Genomic DNA, 15,549 nt, shown 5'->3' on the forward strand with positions numbered 1-15,549 from the left:
CCATGTGGATATGGCCCCGGCTGGCTGGCGCGTCGAGGGCGGGCAGGCCGCCGTTGGCCTGGCGTCCGCCGTGGTTGGAGCAGTAGATGCCGTCCACGCCGCCGTCCTTGGCACGGCGGACGTCGTCGGGGTGTCAGATGCCCTTCACGATCAGCGGCAGATCGGTGATCGAACGCATCCAGGGCAGGTCGTTCCAGGTCAGCGGGTTGCCGAAGATCCGTGCCCACTCGGCGACCGCACCCGCCGGGTCATCCTCCGCGGAGCCGATACCAAACCCGCAAAACCACTCACTTTCGGTGCGAGCAGCACGCGCGCACCAGGGCGGCTGAGTGGCTGAGTGGCTGGCGGGACGGCTCGGCGGTAGTGCCGGGGGTGCGGTGATCCGTTGCCGGCGTCGTTGGCGGCTGATCACTCCTTGGGTGATGGGGAAGAACGGGTCACCTCAGCGAAACAGGCCTCGTCACCCTCTGCATTTTGATCAATCACCCGCTGTTATGTGCTCAGTGGGGAACGCTCTCGCGGAACCACTTGCGTGCCGGACCCTGCTCACGTGGGTGCTCTCGCTCAGTGGCTCCAAGAGGCGCCCCGGCGCTCGTAGCAGCGGCTCCATCGAGACGGTGCGTCAGGCGCGGTTCTCGTACTCCGCGATCAGACTGGAATCCAGATGCGAGAGAAGGTCTGCAGGGTCCTGGTAGACGGCGGCTGCTCCGGCTTCTTCGAGATCCGTCCGAGGGATGCCGCCCGACAGTAGCGCCACGGCCCTTGCGCCCGCCTCTGTGGCTGCCTTCATGTCCCATACCGTGTCCCCGACGAAGACGGCCTCCGTGACGGCCACTCCGACGAGTTCCAGCGCTTGGTGAACCGGATCGGGTGCGGGCTTGCCGGCTGCAACGTCATCGGCCGAGGCCACGCCGGCGATGACGTCATCCGCGTCGACAGCCCGCCGCAGAGCCTTGAGTTCCGCTCCCCCGGCAGAGGTGGCCAGCACGACAAGCCAACCCCGGTCTGCGAGGGTGCGCAGGAGGTCCTGGGCTCCCTCGAGAGCGGGGAGCCGGTCGAACCATGTGCCGTACAACGTGTCGTGGGCGGCTGCCAGAGCTTCATCCTCGTCCCCGTCACGGCCATCGCCCAGCAGATGGGCGACGAGATCGCTTGCGCTGAGTCCGATCGCCCGGTGGATCTCCCGCATCGCCACATGATGCCCCGCTTGCCGGAATGCCTCCCACCACGCGATGACGTGAAGGTGGTTGGTGTCGGTGAGGGTGCCGTCGACGTCGAACAGGACTGCGCGTGGCATGACTGTTGCCTTCCGGGACTGGGGAAGTGAGGTTCACAGGCGTGAAACAACGTGCACCGGTGCGGTCGAGGCGGATGAACGACCGACGTCACGGGTTGGCCCGTTCAAAGCTCTCGCAGTGCGGGCAGCAGATGCTTCTCCGCCCAGTCGATGAACGGGCGCTGCCGGTCACCCCCCACCTGAACGAGTGCGATCTCGGTGAATCCCGCCTCGATGTAAGGCCGGACAGCGTCGGCGAAGGCTCCGACGTCGTCCCCGCAGGGGATCGTTTCAGCGACGTCGTCAGGCGTGACGTAGGTCGTCGCGACGTTGAAGCCGGACGGGCCCGGCAACTCGGCATTGACCGGCCAGCCGCCCAGAGCCCAGCGGAATTGGTCGTGAGCACGAAGCACGGCGGCGTGCCGGTCGGTGTCGTAGCAGACCGGGAGCTGACCGATCTTCGGCTTGCCTGCCCCTCCGTGCCGGTCAAAGGCGTCCAGCAGTTCGGCCTTCGGCTCGGTGGCGATGACCAGGTCGGCCAGCCGGCCGGCGAGTGAACAGGAGCGTTCCCCAGAGACCGCGATCCCGACCGGAGGGGCTTGGCCCGGCAGGTCCCACAGCTTCGCGTTCTCCACGTCGAAATGAGTGCCCTGATGGTTCAGCTCACCGCCTGCGAAGAGAGCGCGAATGATCTCGACCGCCTCTTCCAGCATGTCGAGACGGACACCGGCCGACGGCCAGCCCCCGCCCACCACATGCTCGTTGAGGTTCTCCCCCGACCCGAGACCGAGACGGAATCGGCCCTCGGAGAGCAACTGCATCGTGGCCGCCTTCTGGGCCACCACAGCCGGGTGATAGCGAATCGTCGGGCAGGTCACGAACGTCATGAGCGGAATGCGTGTGGTCGCCTGAGCCGCAGCACCGAGCACACTCCAGGCGTAAGGTGCGTGCCCCTGCGAGGCCAGCCAGGGGAAGTAGTGATCCGACGTCACGGAAAAGTCGAACCCTGCCCGCTCCGCCGCGACGACATTGTCCACCAGAGTCCTCGGACCTGCCTGCTCCGTCATCATCGTGTAGCCGAATCGCACCATGGTTCACGATTTGCCGAAGCCCTCACGTCCAAAACTCCTCGGGTTCCAGTTTCACCCCGTGCAACCCGCCGTCAGAAGAGGCCGCCCGACCCGCCCACGCCTCGATACCAAGGCCGGGTGCGCGGCCCGATGCCGTGCTCATCCGCCGCCGGAACTCCTGGTGTTGTTGCAGATGGCGGAGTTGCTATCTCGCACATCGCCGGACGTGACCCTGAACCACCGAACGCACCGCGGGGTCGTTCGGTTCGGACACCGCATCGAGGTCACCAGCACCCGCGACAGCAGCACGTAGCCATGGTCTGGCCTCCTTCTCCGGTGGCGGATGAAGCCCCCTCCGCGCCTGCCGCGCTCCCCGTGATGACGCGCTCGTTACCAGTAATGCTTGCGTCCGCCGACGGAGTGTCCGACCGCTCCCATGATCCAGAGGATGGCTCCGATGACGACGAGGATGACACCGATGGTCCACAGGATGCTGATTCCCGTGACGAAGCCGATGACCAGCAAAATTACACCGAGGGCGACCATTCTGACCTCCGATTTCACTGTGCCGCTTCAGTCAGCCTAGGCGCCTCTGGCACTAGCCGCGTGCTGTGCCCGGTGATGCCATCCCAGTGGGCGTAAGTCCCTCGGGCGCGTGGCCCCGACCGGCTCCGCGGGCATTCCTACGGCCGCCACTCCACGCAGCATCGCCATGCGCGCTCCCTGCCCTCATCGCGGTTGCGGCAACCGCTAGGCCTGTCCGGCGGAACCTAACGCGTACGAGCAGTTGAGCGAGAGCTTCGGGACACAGCACGGCCTGACAGCAGCTGTCAACGGGGGTCTTCCGGTCGAGACCCGGCAATGACTGCACGCCCTGTCCGGGCCCAGACGGATTGAGAGCAAAGGTGTCACACGATGCCCGCGCGTCAGCGGCCGAGAGCCTTTCGCAACGCGTACGACCACCTACGCACTTACGGTGACGATCGCACGCCAGGCTGTTGCCGCGCGCCCATGATGTGGAGGTGCGAGAGGGCACGTCTCCTCACGCGCCCCTGGGCCACTCGGGTGAGGAGCCCATGCATCTCGATCAGGAGTGTCGTGGTGACGGAGTTCGGCTATGTCCCAGGGTCCGCCCTGGCTATGCCCATGGGGTGGGCCGGTTGCGCCTCTCCGGTCATCTTCAGATAGCGGATTGACGGCTGGACCAGCGGTTGGCATGGCGCGCGCCAACCGCCCCTGGGCGGTGTTCCCCAGGGCCCTGCACGCGAGCCGCCCCGGCATCCGGATCCGGATGCCTGAGCCAGTCCCGCGCCCTGGCGGACGTCTTCGCCACCGCGGCCGCCGGATTCATCAACGGCACGACCTGGCAGGTCGTCACCGCTGAGTCCCTGGACGTCCGCACCCTGCCAAGTTCGCGTTGCCGGAGTGGCGCGAAGCGATGGCGGGGAGCCTGTACTGGGCCCGTTGCTACGTGGCGGCGCACCGTGCCGAGGACGCGAGTGCACTGGAGGTGTGTGATGAGTGCTGACCGCTCCCACGAGAGCCGTGATGGTCACGTACTGGTCCTCGATGCTGGCTCTTCGAGCCTTCACATCGCCCTGTTCGCTGCGGGCGGTGAACGGGTGGCGGATCGAGACGCCTCGGAGCCCCCCGGGCCTGCTGCGGCGGCGGAACTGCGGAATTTCCTCAGCGAGGTGCCCACTCCTGCGGCGGTCGGTCACCGCATCGTCCACAGCGGTCCGCACCTGACCGGTCATACGCTGATCGACGCACGCGTACGGGCTCTGCTGGCGGACGTCGCCGATCTGGCGCCGCTGCATGTGACCCCTGCCCTGCCTGTGGTCGATGCCGCACGAGAACTCCTGCCCGACGTTCCTCATGTCGCCTGCTTCGACACTGTCTTTCACAAGGATCTGCCGGCACAGGCGCGCACGTACGCCGTGCCGGAGCGATGGCGAGCCGAATACGGGCTGCGCCGGTACGGCTTCCACGGGCTTTCCTACTCGTGGGCACTCCAGAGGACGGCGCAGGCCCTGGGCCGCCCCGTCGACAACCTCCAGGTCGTGCTCGTGCACCTGGGCGGCGGCTGCTCGGCCTGCGCCGTCCGGAACGGACGCAGCGTGGACACCACCATGGGCCTCACTCCGCTGGAAGGCCTGGTGATGAGCCGGCGCAGCGGCAGCCTCGACCCCGGCGCGCTGCTGTGGCTGCAGCGGCGGCACGGTCTGAGCACGGACGAATTGGATGACACACTCCACCGGCATTCCGGTCTGCTCGGCCTCTCCGGTATCTCGGGAGACACCCGGGACCTGGTGCGCGCCCGCGCGGAGGGTGATGCCGCGGCCGCGTTGGCTCTGGCGACATTCACACTCAGCTGCCGCAGGGGCATCGCCTCGATGGCCGCCTCGCTGGACCGGCTGGACGCGCTGGTCTTCACCGGGGAGATCGGCGAAGACCAACCCGAGGTACGCGAGGAGATCTGCTCGGCCCTGACTGTTCTCGGTGTACGAGGCGGGCTGCTCGTCCCCGAATTGGAAGATTTGATGCGGGAAGGGCTCCGACGCATCGATCAGGCGAGGAGAGGTGTCCCGGTCCTCGTGGTCGCAACCGGCGAGACACAGCAGATCGCCGCCGAGACCCGACGGGTGCTCGGCATGTGACTGGCCAAGGCAACTGCCGGCACATCCACACTCGCCTGGCCCGCGCAAAGAACCGGCCTCCTGCACCATCATCTCCGGCGGACTGCTGCAGATCTCCAAGGGATTCCACATCGGGAATGACATGAAGCAGGTGATCGCCGCCGCGATCCTGCTCGGCGCCGCGATCGGCGCCCTTGCCTGCAGCCTGCTGACCGCGCGCATCGGCCGGCACCGCACGGGTGTCGAGTCGGGCGGCGAGGTCGGGACGGGCGGTGGTCAGGTGGGGGCGAGTGGCGTTGAGGGGGTGGATGAGGTCAGCGGGGTCGTTGTGAGGGCGAGGGCCGCGTGGAGTTGGTCGAGCGGGTGGCGGGCGGCGGGGAAATCGGTGAGGGCGGTGGTCTGGCGGGCGACGCGGCGCAGGTCGGGCCCATTCGGCTTGGGTGCGGTCGGCGGCGCGGCGTTCGCGGGTGGCCTGGGCCCCGGCGATGTCACGCCTCGCCCCTTCCCCCAGACTGCCCTCAAAGGAAGAGATCAGCTCGTCCACCCGTTCATCGGCACATCGCGCCTGCGAGCCGGAGAACGCCTAGCATGCTGACTGTGCGACCCATTCTCCCGAAGTTCGAGGGCGGCCGGGTGCAGGGCCTCCTGCAGCTCATCGAGGACGGCATCCACCTCGTCGTCGCGGCGCTCCTTGTACTGCTCGCGGGGCTCCTGACCGTCGGGGTCGTCCACGACGTCATCAGGTCGATCCAGGGGCCATACCGTGAGGAGACGGTCGTTCTCTCCGCCCTGGACAACGGCCTTGTGCTGTTCATCGTGGCCGAGCTGCTGCACACCGTCCGCCTCACCATCAGGAACCAGACCCTCGACGCGGAGCCGTTCCTCGTCGTTGGCCTCATTGCCGGCATCCGCAGGGTGCTCATCGTGACAGCCGAGGCGGAGAAGTCCTTCCGGTGGAACGTCGAGGGGATCGAACTGCTCATCCTGGCGGGGCTGATCCTCGTGATGGCGACAGCGGTGTACGTGTGGCGGCGCTCGACGCGGCCGGGAGACTACTTCCCGCTCCAGGAGGCCCCGTAGCCGGGCCGTCACCCATCCCGGTGCGCGGGTCCTGATCCATCACCTTCCGCCTTCACGGCCGCCCGCACCCGCTGCTCCTCGCGAGCAGAGCCGACGTCCCGTTCCAGGGGTGTGCGGCTCACCGCCGTCGCGAGGTCTTCCAAGGCCCGCTTCTGCAGTTCCGCCCCACGCCGCACCACCGGGCTCTGGTCCCCGTCGACAGCGCCCTCCCACGCGTGGAGCGCCTCTTCGACGCGCCCCCAGTCCGGATTCCTGTGCTCACGCACGTCGACTGCCGCCTGCGCGGTGTCCGCCTCCAGGGCATCGGCGAACCGCTCCGCCTCGGGAACGAAACGACTGTCAGCCCGCAGGACGTCGCTCTCCATGAGCATCGCCGCCCGGCCGAACCCCTTGAGCGCCTCCTGCGCCTCCTCCGCCTCGCGCGACGTCAGGCCCCTGGGGCTGACCGGTTCCTGCCTTGCCCGGTCGTAGGCCTCCTGCCAGGCGGCACGTGCTTCCCTGCTCGCCAGCAGTGCCCTGCGCATGTCGGCGCGATGCTCCCGGGTCGGATCGGCGTAGCTGCGGAGCACCGCGGCCGCGTAGCGGCCGTTGGCGGCGAGCCAGTCCGCAAGCCGGCCCGCCAGCCGGGGCGTCTCCCATGCGGGGAACACCACGTACGCCAGCATGGCCAGGGCCCCGCCGAGCAGAGTGAGCACCACCCGCTCCGGGACCGTCTGCTCCCACGCCTGGCCGCCCATACCAAGCAGGAAGACGACGTACGCGGCAGTGAAGCACTGGGAGTAGGCGTAGCCGGTACGGCTCAGCGTGTACGACAGGCCCGCCGAGACAACCGTCAGCGCGCCGAACACATGGGCGTCCGGGCCCAGGGCCCGCACCATCCCGGTGGCGAGTGCGACCCCCGCCAGGGTCCCGGCGAGACGGGCCACCGCACGCGCGTACGTCCGGTGGAAGTCCGGCCGCATCACCATCACCGACGCGATGGGCGCCCAGTAGCCGTGGCCCAGGGGTAGCTGGGCGGCGATCAGATAGCCGAGCGTGGCCACCGCCGCCAGGCGGACGGCGTGCCGGAACACGGGCGAGTCCATACGGAGCTCACGACGGACCGCCCGGACGACGACCGGGACAAGCCGGAACATGGTCGGGCGCACCAGGAACTGAGAGCCCGCTGGGCCGGGCTGCGTGGGCCTCGTCCCGCCGCCGCTCCCGGCGATCTCCAACGCCTCGCCGAGCAGTTCCACGAGTCGCTCGGCGGCCTGCCGCGCGGGCCCCTCGAGCACCTCGTGCTCCTGATCGACGCGCAGGACGGCCGCGCTCCTGGGCGGCACCTCGGCGGGAATGCCGCGGCGGATCGAACGGGCGGCGACGTCCAGGACGTCGGCGGCCGCGTCGAGCAACTCCCGCGCGCGGTCCCGCCCGGGACCCTCCGCCGGGGCGCCGACGTCCGGGTCGGCGAGCACGGCGACGACCGGCCGAATGCGTTCGGCGAGGCCCCGGGGGCCGTGGAGGACGGGGGGACGGGTTCGGGCCTGTGACGGCGTCACGGCGGCCGCGTCCCGGGCCGTCATCAACGGCTCCGGGTCGAACGGGGCGGTCGGGTCGTGCCGCAGCCGGCGGGCGTAGTCCGCCACAGCTGCCAGGGCGTCGGCGAGCGCGTCACGATGCGCCCCCCAACGCCGGATCGGGAACAGCAAGATCAGCATGGCCTGTACCACGCCTCCGAGCGCGATGACCCCGGCGTGCTCCAGGGCTCGCCCGACGCTCGTGGGCAACGTGACGGTCACCAGCATGCTGCCGACCGTCGTCGCTGCGACGATCCCAGCGGTCGATCCGACGGCCCACGCCATCCCCGCGACGAAGCCCCATACGGCCAGCAGGGGGAGGAACGTCACGAGTCGCCCCGCCGCCAGGTAGCCCACGAAGGTGCTGAGCGCCAGACCCGCGCCCGCGCTGAGAGCGATCACCTTGCGTGGACGCCAGGTGCGCTGGAAGGTGGCCCCACCCGCGGAGTAGGCACCGAGGGCGGCGGACGCGGCGTACGAAGGAGAGATCAGCCACAGCGCCGGCCCGATGACGATCGCCACCCCAGCGGCCGTGCGCAGCGCGAGCAGGGGCTCCAGCCGCGTCTCCTCGATCCGGAGCCCGGATCGCACGACCTCCCCGAAGGCCCGCAGCCACCTCACGGGTGTGAGCCTAGCCGGAACGCCCTGCCGGGTCGCGCCACCACCCAACGCACTTCGGTGTCCGGCCCGGGAGTAAGGCCTCGATCCGCGCCCACTTCGCGCCGGTCCACAACACACCCGGACCAATTATCCGGTGATCCAAACAAAACGGCCTATAGGCGTGATGGGAGCGCTGATCCCGGAGTCCGGCAACTCTCTGCCACCCCGAAGGATCCAGAACACCTGCGAGGTACAGCACTACGTCCTGGCCGGCATCCGCGGGCGGTTGTGGCTGCCGGGCGGGACGATCCGCGGCAGCCGTCCCTGGCTGCTGTCCACCGGCCTCTCGCGAGCGCTCGCTGGCGTGTTCGCCACCGCGGCGTTCGGCATCGTCAGCACCGACATCTGGCGGGTCACCCTTTTCGCGGGGCCGCTCCGCGACGCGGTGGTCACCCTGCTGTCGATCACCACGCTGGGTCGGCTATCGCCCGGCAGCAAGCCAAGCCTGCCCGACCTCGATCGGCATCACCTGCCTCTACGCCACGCTGTTCGTGCTCGTCCATGTCACCGCGGCGTTCGTACACCGAAGTTGCGCCCGGCCGTCGTGGCACCAGCCCGATGCCGGGCACACCTCTCCCTCGCCCCGTTCATCTCGTCTATGGGACCGTCGGCGGTGCGCAGGGCGCCCGCTGGGAGGACGACCGTGCGCTAGGTCGGGCCGCCTACGGGGTCCGTCAGGGGGAGGGTCAGCGCCAGGACACGGCCTAGTACTGGACTAGCCCCCCACCGGCCGATGCCTCTCGGGGTCCGCGGTGCGGACCAGGTTGCCCGTCTTTTCCCGGTGCTCGTGCACGAGCCGGATTGCAATGGCACCCTCACCGGTCGCCGAGGCCACCCGTTTGACCGAGCCGCTCCTGACGTCGCCGGCGGCGAAGACCCCGGGAAGGGTGGTCTCCAGCAGCAACGGAGCACGGCCGAGCGAGTCCCACAGGGTCGCGTCCGCCGCCGCCTGCGCGTCGGCGCCGGTGAGGACAAAGCCCTTCTCATCCAGGGCCAGCACGCCCCTGAGCCAATCCGTGTGCGGCCGGGCCCCGATGAACACGAACAGCGCCGCGGCACGCAGCTCGCGGCGCTCACTGCTTGCGTTGTCCTCCACGATCAGCGACTCCAGCTTCTCCTCCCCGGAGACGCCTCGGACTTCGGTGTGGAGCAGCACCTCGATCTTCGGGTGCCGTTCCACCTGGTCCACCAGGTAGCGCGACATGTCCGCGTTGAGGTCACGGCCCCGGACGAGGAGATGGACCCTGGACGCGTGGTTAGCAAGGAACAGCGCCGCCTGCCCGGCGGAGTTCCCGCCGCCGACCACGGCGACCGGATCCGCCTGGCAGAGACTGGCCTCGTGGACCGTCGCCGCGTAGTAGACGCTGATGCCCTCCAGTCGCTGGATGCCGGGCACCTCGAGCTTGCGGTACCACACGCCCGAGGCGAGCACCACAGCACCCGCCCGCGCCTGGGACCCGTCTGTGAAGGTGACGACGTACTCGTCGTCCTGCGAGGTGAGCCCGCTGACCCGGGCCGGCACCATGAGGCGGGCACCGAACTTGTGGGCCTGGAGCACCGCGCGTTCGATGAGCTCGCCCCCGGAGATGCCAGACGGGAAGCCAAGGTAGTTCTCAATGCGAGACGAGGTACCGGCCTGGCCTCCAGTGGCCACCGCGTCGACGGTGACCGTGGTGAGGCCGTCGGAGGCACCGTACACGGCGGCGGCGAGTCCCGCGGGGCCCGCACCTACCACCATCACGTCGCACCGCCCGGCGTCCGGCGATGGGGCGGGCAGCCCGATGAGCCGGGCGAGTTCGGCGTTGCTCGGATTGCGCAGTACCCATTCGCCCTTCCAAAGGACCACCGGAGTCTCCTCGGGACGGATGGAGAACCGACGCAGCAGCGCCTCAGCCTCCTTGTCCTTCTCCAGATCCAACCAGCGGTGCGGCAGCCGGTTGCGGGCGGCGAACTCACGCAGCCGCAGCGTGTCCGGTGAATAACACGACCCCAGGATCCGGAAGCCGGCGCCGAGGCCTATGAGCAGGTACCTGCGGCCCAAGTAAGCGCGGAGGATCAGGTCGCCGAGGACGGGGTCGCGGCCGACCAGGGAGCGTTGCCGCTCCACCGGTACGGCCAGGATCTCGCCCGCCTCGCGCACCGCGGCGGTGTTGAACGCCGCCTGGCCCTCCAGCAGCCCGAGTTCGCCCAGGAACCTGCCGGGCCCGTGCACCGCCACCGTGCGCTCGTCGGGCTCGCCGTGGTCCTGGAGGATCTCGACTGTCCCGCTGAGGATCGCGAGGAATTCCCGGAACGGCTCGCCCTCGCGGTACAGCACCTCGCCCTCGGCGGTCCTGCGGCGCTCACCGTGCGCGGCCAAATCCTCAAGCTGCTCCGGTGTCAGGCGCGGGAACGCCCCATATCGGTCCGGTGTCTCGCGGACCGCACCATGCTTGTGCTCGGACGTGCTCATCAGACCATGGCCTCGTGGACGTAGCACCAGCGCCAGTCCTCTCCCGGTTGGAAGGACTGCACGACGGGGTGACCGGCGCTACCTGCGTGCCGCCTGGCGTGCTTGAGGGGCGAGGAGTCACAGCAGCCGACGTGCCCGCAGGTGAGGCAGAGCCGCAGGTGCACCCACGGGGAACGCTCCATGAGGCACTCCTCGCAGCCCTCCGGGGTACGCGGCGTCACTGGGCGCACCATCGCCAGGTGCGGGTCGTGAATCGTGGCCATTGGGGTTCTCCTTCCGTGGATGGGATTGCTCAGCCGCGGCCCGCGGTGGTCTCTTCCACTCAGCGACGCAGCTTCATGTCGAGGGCGGCACCGGCCCGTTTCACCGTTCTCCCGCGGCGGTTTGCCGGCCCGCCATGGCTTGTTCGACCCACTCACGCAGGACGTGCGCGGGTGCCGCGCCGGCCTGCCGGGCGACCGTCTCGCCCTGGTCCAGGACGAGCAGGGTCGGCACCGCCTGTACCTCGAACCGCCGGCTGAGCTGTGGGTTCTTGTCGACGTCGACCTTGACGAGCTTGATCCGTCCGGCGAGGTCGCGGGCGACTTGTTCGAGGGCGGGGCTGACCATGCGGCAGGGGCCGCACCAGGTGGCCCAGAGGTCGACGACGACAGGCGTGGTGGCGTTGTCGACGACCTCGGCGAAGTCGTCGTCGCCCGCGTCGACGATCCAGGGCAGGGGATGCTTGCAGTGGCCGCATTTGGGGCGGCCCTCGGCGGCCACGGGAATCCGGTTGCCGCGTCCGCAGTTCGGGCAGGTCACCGTCGTCGTGCGGGTGGTGTTCACGCCGCCCTCGCTTCCCGGGCCCCCTCCTGCTGGTCGTAGGTGACCACCAGCTCTCCCTGCTCGGCGTCGACGCGGACCGTCGCGCCGTCCTGGACGTCGCCGCGCAGCAGGGCGCGCCCGACCAGTGTCTCTACCTCATGGGAGATGTAGCGCCGCAGCGGCCGGGCCCCGTACACCGGGTCGTAGCCTTGGTGGGCGATCAACTCTCGTGCTGCGTCGGTGAGTTCAACGGTGATGCGGCGCTCGGCGACCCGCTGCCGCAGCTCGTCGAACTGCAGATCCACGATCCGCTCGATCTGCCGCTCGCCGAGGGGCTTGAACAGCACGATGTCGTCGACGCGGTTGAGGAACTCGGGGCGGAAGTGCCCGCGCAGCTCGCCCATCACCAGGGCGCGGGCGTCCGGCTTGATCTCGCCCTCGGCGGTGGCGCCGTCGAGGAGGTGCTCGGAGCCGATGTTGGACGTCATGATGATCACGGTGTTGCGGAAGTTGACCGTGCGGCCCTGGGCGTCGGTGATGCGGCCGTCGTCGAGGATCTGCAGCAGGGTGTTGAAGACATCGGTGTGCGCTTTCTCGATCTCGTCGAACAACACAACCGAGTACGGCTTGCGGCGTACGGCCTCGGTGAGCTGGCCGCCCTCCTCGTAGCCGACGTATCCGGGCGGTGCGCCCATCAGCCGGCTGACAGTGTGCCGCTCCTGGTACTCACTCATGTCGAGGCGGACCATGTTCTCCTCCGAGTCGAACAGGGCCCGGGCGAGGGTCTTGGCCAACTCGGTCTTCCCGACGCCGGTGGGGCCTAGGAAGATGAACGAGCCTATGGGGCGGCGAGGATCGCGGATGCCGGAGCGGGCGCGGATGATGGCGTCGGCGACGAGCTTGACGGCCTCGTCCTGGCCGATGACGCGCTCGCGCAGGATCTCGTCGAGGCGCAGCAGTTTCTCGCGTTCGCCCTCCTGGAGACGGCTGACGGGGATGCCGGTCCAGGCAGCGACGATGTCGGCGATCTCCTCCTCGGTGACGACCTCGCGCAGCAGCCGGTTCTGCCCTTGTTTCGCAGCCAGTTGCTCCTCCTCTGCGGCCAGCCGGCGCTCCAGGTCCTGGAGGCGGCCGTAGCGGAGTTCGGCGGCGCGGTTGAGGTCGTAGGCGCGTTCGGCCTCCTCCGCCTCTTGGCGGACCTGCTCCTGTTCCTGGCGCAGTTCCTGCACGCGGCGGATCGCCTGCCGCTCGGCCTCCCACTGGGCGTGTTTGGCGTCGGCCTCGCCGCGCAGATCGGCCAGTTCCCTGCGCAGTTCCTCCAGGCGGGCGTTGCTGGCGGGGTCGGTCTCCTTGGACAGGGCCGCCTCCTCGATCTCCAGGCGGGTGACGCGGCGGGTGATCTCGTCGAGTTCGGCGGGCATCGAGTCGATCTCGGTACGCAGCCGGGCGCACGCCTCGTCGACGAGGTCGATGGCCTTGTCGGGCAGGAACCGGTCAGTGATGTAGCGGTGGCTGAGGGTGGCCGCGGAGACCAGCGCGGTGTCCTGGATCTTCACGCCGTGGAAGACCTCCAGACGTTCGCGCAGTCCGCGCAGGATGGAGATGGTGTCCTCCACGCTCGGCTCGTCGACCAGAACCTGCTGGAAGCGGCGTTCGAGGGCGGCGTCCTTCTCGATGTGCTTGCGGTACTCGTCGAGGGTGGTGGCTCCGATCATGTGGAGTTCGCCGCGGGCGAGCATCGGCTTGAGCATGTTGCCCGCGTCCATGGCCCCTTCGGCGGCGCCCGCGCCGACGACGGTGTGCAGTTCGTCGACGAAGAGCAGGATGCGCCCCTGGGCGGCCGTGACCTCGCTGAGCACAGCCTTGAGGCGTTCCTCGAACTCCCCGCGATACTTGGCGCCGGCGACCAGGGAGCCCATGTCTAGGGCGAACACCGTCTTGTCGCGCAGGCCCTCGGGGACGTCGCCGCGGACGATGCGCTGGGCGAGGCCCTCGACGATGGCGGTCTTGCCGACGCCGGGGTCGCCGATGAGGACGGGGTTGTTCTTGGTCTTGCGGCTGAGGATCTGGGTGACGCGACGGATCTCTGCGTCCCGGCCGATGACCGGGTCGAGCCTGCCCTCCCTGGCCTCGGCGACGAGATCGCGGCCGTACTTCTCCAGAGCCTCGTAGGCCACTTCGGGGTTGGCGGAGGTGACGCGCTGGTTGCCTCGGACCTGGGTGAGCGCGCTCAGGAACGAGTCCCTGGTGATGCCGGCCTGGTTGAGCAGTCGACCGGCGGCGGTGGAAGAACCCTCCTCAGCCAGGGCGAGCAGGAGATGTTCCACGGACACGTACTCGTCCTTGAGGCGTTTGGCCTCCCGCTCGGCGGCATCGAGCAGTCGGGCGAGGCGCTGAGTGACGAAGACCTGGCCGGGTGCCGCGCCGGGGCCGGTGACCTTCGGGCGGCGGGAGAGCTCCTCGCGCACGGCCTCGCGAAGTTCCTTCGGCTCGGTGCCGGCCTGTTGCAGCAACCGTGGGATCAGACCGTCCTCCTGATCGAGAAGTGCGAGCAGCAGGTGCTCCCCGTCGACCTCGGTGTGCCCCATGCGGACGGCCGCGGTCTGGGCCTCCTGGAGGGCTTCCTGGGACTTTTGGGTGAGACGGTTCATGTCCATGGGGGTGTTTCACTCCTCGTGCCTCGGTCGCGCAGGGCGGCTTCGAGCAGGCTGATGCGGTCGAGCAGGTCGAGCACAAGGCCGATGGATGCGTAGTTGAGGCAGAGTCCGGTGCGCAGCCGCTGGATGCGGGCGAGGACCGCCGGGGCCGTGGGGTCGAACACCAGGTGCCCCGCGGCGTCGCGTTCGGCGTCGACCAGGCCGAGGGCGACGAACCGGCGGATCAGATCGGGGTGGAGTCCCGAGCGACGGGCCACGGCGTCCAGCGAGAGCCTGGGGACGGCCACAAGCGCGTACCGGACAGTCGTCGAGGCGGTGACGTCGGCGCCCGTCCGTACCGGACGGTCGCCCACGCCGGCCCGGCCGATGCCTGCCGCTTCCGCGGGTCGGTCGTTCATCGCATCCTCCTGGGGTCGAACGAGGAGGTGGCGGCGAGCTCCTCAAACAGTTCGCGCTCCCGGTCGCCGAGGGCGGGCGGCACCATGACGCGGAGTTCGGCGTACAGGTCGCCGTTCGCGCCGCGCGGGTTCGGCATGCCCTCGCCGCGCAGTCGCAGCCGTCGACCGCTGGACGAGCCCGCGGGCACCGTGACCTTGGCAGTGCCACCGCCGGGGGTGGGCACCGGGACGGTCGCACCCAGGGCCGCCTCCCAGGGGGCTACGGGGACCTGGACGTGCACGTCGCGGCCGTCCAGCCGGAACCGGGGGTGGGGCTGGATACGCACCCGCAGGTACAGGTCGCCCGCGGGCGCGTCCCCACTGCCCCGGCCGCCCTCGCCCGCGAGCCGGATGCGCTGCCCGTCGGTGACGCCCGGTGGCACGTCGACCTCGTAGCGCCGCGGCTGCCCGGTGGGACCGGCGAGCGTGACGGTGCGACGGCCGCCCTTGTACGCCTCCTCGACGGTGAGCGGCAGTTCGGCCTCCTGGTCGGCTCCTGGTACACCGGCGGGTGCGGCGCCTGCTCCGAAGAGCGAGCCGAGCAGGTCCTCGATGTCGACACCCTCCGCTGCGAAGTCGTCGCCGAAGCCGGTGGCGTACCGGACACGGGGGCCGCCCGCGCCTGCGGTCCTCCGAGCGCGGAAGCCGCTGCCCGCTCCGGCCGCGACCCGTTCGTCGAAGTCCTCGGGGATCTTGCGGAAGTCCTCGCCGAAGCGGTCGTAACGGGCCCGGGTCTTCGGGTCCGACAGGACGCTGTACGCCTCGTTGAGGTCCTTGAAGCGTTCCTCCGCCTCCGGGTCCTTGTTGACGTCGGGGTGGTACTTGCGGGCGAGTTTGCGATATTCCTGCTGTATCTCGTCCTGGCTCGCGGTCCGCGACACGCCCAGCACCTCGTAGAAGTCCCGTGCCATGACC

The 15,549-nt window shown here is 69.5% G+C and carries 13 protein-coding genes and 2 pseudogenes; 3 read left to right on the plus strand and 12 right to left on the minus strand.

Annotation, left to right across the window (positions count from 1 at the left end; all coding sequences use genetic code 11):
* Positions 1–28: 28 nt before the first annotated feature.
* The 4 genes and pseudogenes from LGI35_RS00825 to LGI35_RS00840 all read right to left on the minus strand — a co-directional run.
* Positions 29–412, minus strand: a pseudogene (locus LGI35_RS00825) (alpha-hydroxy-acid oxidizing protein); the annotation flags it as partial.
* Between the two features lie 210 nt (positions 413–622).
* Positions 623–1,297: an HAD family hydrolase gene (locus LGI35_RS00830; RefSeq protein WP_227291660.1), complete on the minus strand. Its 675-nt coding sequence runs from the start codon at positions 1,295–1,297 to the stop codon at positions 623–625.
* 104 nt (positions 1,298–1,401) lie between these two features.
* The gene (locus LGI35_RS00835; RefSeq protein WP_227291661.1) at positions 1,402–2,367 is read right to left on the minus strand and encodes an LLM class F420-dependent oxidoreductase; all 966 of its coding nucleotides are present in this window, start codon (positions 2,365–2,367) and stop codon (positions 1,402–1,404) included.
* 369 nt (positions 2,368–2,736) lie between these two features.
* The gene (locus tag LGI35_RS00840; RefSeq protein WP_227291662.1) at positions 2,737–2,892 is read right to left on the minus strand and encodes a DUF6131 family protein; all 156 of its coding nucleotides are present in this window, start codon (positions 2,890–2,892) and stop codon (positions 2,737–2,739) included.
* Between the two features lie 1,148 nt (positions 2,893–4,040).
* Between LGI35_RS00840 and LGI35_RS00845 the strand changes: the two genes are divergently transcribed.
* A complete protein-coding gene (locus tag LGI35_RS00845) occupies positions 4,041–5,006 on the plus strand; it encodes an acetate/propionate family kinase (RefSeq protein ID WP_227291663.1) in 966 nt (321 codons plus the stop codon).
* Between the two features lie 205 nt (positions 5,007–5,211).
* On the opposite strand, the pseudogene LGI35_RS00850 reads toward LGI35_RS00845, so the two are convergent.
* Positions 5,212–5,460 (minus strand): annotated as a pseudogene (locus LGI35_RS00850) (type III effector protein); the annotation flags it as partial.
* Between the two features lie 113 nt (positions 5,461–5,573).
* Between LGI35_RS00850 and LGI35_RS00855 the strand changes: the two are divergent.
* Positions 5,574–6,065, plus strand: coding sequence for a phosphate-starvation-inducible PsiE family protein (locus LGI35_RS00855; protein WP_227291664.1), 492 nt, complete (start codon positions 5,574–5,576; stop codon positions 6,063–6,065).
* 8 nt (positions 6,066–6,073) lie between these two features.
* On the opposite strand, the gene LGI35_RS00860 is transcribed toward LGI35_RS00855, so the two are convergent.
* Positions 6,074–8,245 (minus strand): FUSC family protein, encoded by a 2,172-nt coding sequence (locus LGI35_RS00860; protein WP_227291665.1) that lies wholly within the window; start codon positions 8,243–8,245, stop codon positions 6,074–6,076.
* A gap of 163 nt (positions 8,246–8,408) precedes the next feature.
* On the opposite strand from LGI35_RS00860, the gene LGI35_RS00865 reads away from it, so the two are divergent.
* A complete protein-coding gene (locus tag LGI35_RS00865; protein ID WP_227291666.1) occupies positions 8,409–8,936 on the plus strand; it encodes a hypothetical protein in 528 nt (175 codons plus the stop codon).
* Between the two features lie 63 nt (positions 8,937–8,999).
* Here LGI35_RS00865 and LGI35_RS00870 read toward each other — a convergent pair whose 3' ends face one another.
* From LGI35_RS00870 to LGI35_RS00895, 6 genes are all read right to left on the minus strand, one after another.
* Positions 9,000–10,736, minus strand: a complete 1,737-nt coding sequence (locus tag LGI35_RS00870) for an FAD-dependent oxidoreductase (RefSeq protein WP_227291667.1) — start codon at positions 10,734–10,736, stop codon at positions 9,000–9,002.
* Entirely contained in the window at positions 10,736–10,999 is a 264-nt protein-coding gene (locus LGI35_RS00875; protein WP_227291668.1) for a UBP-type zinc finger domain-containing protein, read from the minus strand. Before LGI35_RS00875 ends, LGI35_RS00870 begins: the two co-directional genes overlap by 1 nt.
* Before the next feature lie 100 nt (positions 11,000–11,099).
* A complete protein-coding gene (gene trxA / locus LGI35_RS00880) occupies positions 11,100–11,561 on the minus strand; it encodes a thioredoxin (RefSeq protein ID WP_227291669.1) in 462 nt (153 codons plus the stop codon).
* Positions 11,558–14,197 carry an ATP-dependent chaperone ClpB gene (gene clpB / locus LGI35_RS00885; RefSeq protein WP_227291670.1) on the minus strand — a complete coding sequence of 880 codons (2,640 nt, stop codon included), beginning with the start codon at positions 14,195–14,197 and terminating at the stop codon, positions 11,558–11,560. The genes trxA and clpB overlap by 4 nt, the downstream gene beginning before the upstream one ends.
* Positions 14,188–14,595 carry a chaperone modulator CbpM gene (locus LGI35_RS00890; RefSeq protein ID WP_227291671.1) on the minus strand — a complete coding sequence of 136 codons (408 nt, stop codon included), beginning with the start codon at positions 14,593–14,595 and terminating at the stop codon, positions 14,188–14,190. Before LGI35_RS00890 ends, clpB begins: the two co-directional genes overlap by 10 nt.
* Entirely contained in the window at positions 14,592–15,545 is a 954-nt protein-coding gene (locus tag LGI35_RS00895) for a DnaJ C-terminal domain-containing protein (RefSeq protein ID WP_227291672.1), read from the minus strand. Before LGI35_RS00895 ends, LGI35_RS00890 begins: the two co-directional genes overlap by 4 nt.
* Between the last annotated feature and the right edge of the window lie 4 nt (positions 15,546–15,549).

Source organism: Streptomyces longhuiensis (genome assembly GCF_020616555.1).
GTDB classification, from domain to species: domain Bacteria; phylum Actinomycetota; class Actinomycetes; order Streptomycetales; family Streptomycetaceae; genus Streptomyces; species Streptomyces longhuiensis.

Coding starts and splice junctions, on each gene's coding strand:
- LGI35_RS00830 (WP_227291660.1), bottom strand. CDS start 1,297: ATGCCACGCGCAGTCCTGTTCGACGTCGACGGCACCCTCACCGACACC.
- LGI35_RS00835 (WP_227291661.1), bottom strand. CDS start 2,367: ATGGTGCGATTCGGCTACACGATGATGACGGAGCAGGCAGGTCCGAGG.
- LGI35_RS00840 (WP_227291662.1), bottom strand. CDS start 2,892: ATGGTCGCCCTCGGTGTAATTTTGCTGGTCATCGGCTTCGTCACGGGA.
- LGI35_RS00855 (WP_227291664.1), top strand. CDS start 5,574: ATGCTGACTGTGCGACCCATTCTCCCGAAGTTCGAGGGCGGCCGGGTG.
- LGI35_RS00865 (WP_227291666.1), top strand. CDS start 8,409: ATGGGAGCGCTGATCCCGGAGTCCGGCAACTCTCTGCCACCCCGAAGG.
- LGI35_RS00870 (WP_227291667.1), bottom strand. CDS start 10,736: ATGAGCACGTCCGAGCACAAGCATGGTGCGGTCCGCGAGACACCGGAC.
- LGI35_RS00875 (WP_227291668.1), bottom strand. CDS start 10,999: ATGGCCACGATTCACGACCCGCACCTGGCGATGGTGCGCCCAGTGACG.
- clpB (WP_227291670.1), bottom strand. CDS start 14,197: ATGGACATGAACCGTCTCACCCAAAAGTCCCAGGAAGCCCTCCAGGAG.
- LGI35_RS00890 (WP_227291671.1), bottom strand. CDS start 14,595: ATGAACGACCGACCCGCGGAAGCGGCAGGCATCGGCCGGGCCGGCGTG.
- LGI35_RS00895 (WP_227291672.1), bottom strand. CDS start 15,545: ATGGCACGGGACTTCTACGAGGTGCTGGGCGTGTCGCGGACCGCGAGC.